This is a genomic window from Shewanella sp. 5_MG-2023, from assembly GCF_030547465.1.
Lineage (GTDB): Bacteria > Pseudomonadota > Gammaproteobacteria > Enterobacterales > Shewanellaceae > Shewanella.
The window spans coordinates 1-3,163 of the sequence record NZ_JAUORC010000062.1 but is presented as its reverse complement, the minus strand read 5'-3'; the positions used below and the strand labels follow the sequence as shown (position 1 = coordinate 3,163).

Here is a 3,163-nt window from a genome sequence, read left to right as displayed (position 1 = left end):
AATAAGCTGTTCTTGACCTGCGGTAGACGATTTTTAGCAAAAAAGAAGTGATATTTAAGTCTAACCGAAGGAATAGATAGAGCCAAACGTGATGGAAGAAACGCCTAATTTATGATAGCTTGAAGGCACTTGCTAAGGCTCGTAAAGCAAAGCTTTTAAAGAGACCTGCAATTGACTTCAAGTAAAGCAGCGATGCTTCCCTCACGCCGCAGGGGGCATCAATTAAGCCCCAAGGGCATGGAATATGAACTCACGGATTGAGTATCGATAACCCTCTCTCTCCGAAAGTAAAGAACAAGCCGTTACACGAGACCTTCGGCTCGTGAACTAAATCGTTATATTTTAAGGACAGAATGTGAGCATCTCGCATCCAGAAATTAAGAAACTCTATGGCCTAGCGGCTGGAAGATGCAGTATTTGCAAAATGGACGTTTTCGGTAATGATGTCCATATTGGTGAAATGGCTCATATCATCGCAAAGAGTTTAAAGGGAGCAAGAGGAAATGAGGCACTATCTGGTGGTAGAAACTCATACGATAACTTAATTCTACTCTGTGCTAATCATCATACTGAAGTTGATCAAAATCCAAACTTTTACACTGTTGAAAAGCTTCAATCTATAAAGGCAGAACATGAAAAAACAGTTGCTTCTCTTTTTGATACGCCGAAGGAAAGAGATAATGACTTAAGTTTCCTTAAGATTTTTATGCGGTTTGTCCCTTTCACTAGACTTCGATATTTTGTAGAACACTTGCCGACATCGGTTAAGCTAGAACTCTGTAGTGTTGGCGATATGTTCGAGGCGCATTGCAAAGACAATCCTCACCTATATCCACTAAATGATCAAAACCTTCAAGGATACTTTGATACATTTATAAGAAGCTATTACGACTTGTGGTACGTAATATCTGGGTCTACCGATGTAGAGGGTCGTCAACAGTCAATTTTTAGTCAAGCTGATGAGAGGTTCTACCTTCATATGGAAAGAAAGCACTTACCATATGAGAAGGTTGCAGAGTTGAATGATATATTAAATGAGAAAAATTCTAAGTTCATTACTGCATACATGAACCTAATTGACTTCATAAGAGGTAACTACAAAGAAGTTGATTTAAATTCATATCAGTAATAAAAATGTATCAAGTTAATTAACTACGCGCCTTTCAGGTGCCGGACGCAGCAAAGCTGCGCCGGTTATTGAGATGATATTTCAAATCCACTTCCGTGCTATAAAAGGAATTATTAATGAGTCAAGTGCCGAGTATTAAAAAGCTTAAGATTAAGAACTTCGGATGTATTGGAAACCAACCTGTTGAGTTGGATATTGATAACATTGTTGTCTTGGTCGGACCCAATAATGCTGGAAAGAGTACGATCCTAAAGGCATATGAAGCAGTGACCGATTGTTTGAAATTGGAACAAGATGATTTTCATAACAAACAAGTTAGCGTAGATAATTATCCTGAGATTGAAGTTCAATCAGTTGCAACCGAAGACAATAAACCAGGTGAAGAATGGTGCTCTAATCAAGCTGACGGTACATTTTTAGTTAGAGAAAAATGGAAGTGGACTGGAACAAATAGAGAGCCTGAAAGGGTTGGCTTTAATTTTGGTCTTGGTCGATGGGCGCAAGATGGTGATCAAGAGAAAATGCCATGGGGAATGAATAATGTAGCAAAGGCCAGAAGGCCTAAACCTCATAGGGTCAATACCTTTGATGATCCAGAAATTCAGTCTAAGGCCATAACATCTCTTCTAAAAAGTTTACTTGAAGATAGTATCCAAAGTATCAAAGAAAATGATGATGACGAAAAAACCAAGTATGAAACGCTTGTAGAAAGTCTTAAGTCTTTGCGGGACTCCTCCAAAATTACGCAGCAAGAGAGTATCGAGGGTCTGGAGGGTAGTGCGAATGAGATTATAAGCAAAATATTTCCAAGTCATGAATTAAAGATATCAGCACCTACAAGCTCAGCTCCAATTAAAATTGATCTCCTTGGTAATGAGTTTTCTATAGAAATGGGACCAATAGGTGGTTTGACGTTTCCACTAGATAAACAAGGAAGCGGCAGTCGAAGAACAGCATTATGGACAATACTAAAATTGTTAGCTGATAATGGTGTCCGTGCAAAAGCAGCAGGGCCAAAAGCTAAAGCACATCACGAGCCAGTCGGCCCTAATACAGCACATGTTTTGTTGCTTGATGAGCCAGAAGTTAGTCTCCACCCTTCTGCTACTGAAATCGCAAGAGATGTTCTCTATTCTTTGCCAGAGAATGATAACTGGCAGATTATGGTGGCGACACACTCACCAAGCTTTATTGATCTGACGAAGGATCACACGACCATTATCAGAGTTGACAAAACTCAAGACGATAACATTGAAACTACCACTTTGTTCAAACCTGAATCTGCACAATTAGATGATGATGACAAAGAAAACCTAAAGTTGATTAACTTATTTGACTCTCATATTTCCGAAGCCTTTTTCGGTGGCAGAGTTCTAATTGTTGAGGGTGATACTGAGTATTCAGCTTTTAACTACATTAAAAGTAAAGAGCTTGAGGCCGGTAACAACTCATACCATGATCTGAATGTAATCAGGGCAAGGGGGAAAGTTACTGTTGCATCCATGATGAAAGTTCTCAATCACTTTGGCAAAAAATTCTACGCGCTACATGATACCGATGTCCCAACAGTTCAATCCAAAAGAAAAAATAAAGATTTGAGTGTCGGTGGTGCGATAGTTTATGACCAGTTTACGATGACGAATCCAGCGTGGACTAACAATGAAAAAATTCTTGCTCAGATGACAGAACAATCTAGAGTTGTTGCTTCAGTAATCAACTTTGAGGATGCTTATTTTGACGAAACCATTGGTAGTGATAAGCCTGAAAACTGTATAAATCATATTAAAGAAGAGACAGATATGTATAACAAGATTAAGGACTTACTGGATGGCATTCTTGAAATAGAAGAAAATCAGTTACCTGAAGGTGCATTAACATGGTCTGATCTTTCGCAGCTAAATGATGCAGTTCAGGCACGGTTTGCTTCAGTTACATTCAACACTAATCAATAGAAATATAACAGATAAGGATAGGCCGCGCGTAGCCGCGTCCTTATCCCAAGTGTTGAACAAGCCCGAGTGATACCTTTATAGT

Annotated in this window: 2 protein-coding genes; both read left to right on the top strand. The window is 39.1% G+C overall.

Annotation, left to right across the window (positions count from 1 at the left end):
- Positions 1-355: 355 nt before the first annotated feature.
- Entirely contained in the window at positions 356-1,129 is a 774-nt protein-coding gene (locus Q4557_RS19570) for an HNH endonuclease signature motif containing protein (protein ID WP_303414989.1), read from the top strand.
- A 116-nt stretch (positions 1,130-1,245) separates the two neighbouring features.
- Positions 1,246-3,081 (top strand): ATP-dependent endonuclease, encoded by a 1,836-nt coding sequence (locus tag Q4557_RS19565; protein ID WP_303414987.1) that lies wholly within the window; start codon positions 1,246-1,248, stop codon positions 3,079-3,081.
- Positions 3,082-3,163: the final 82 nt, after the last annotated feature.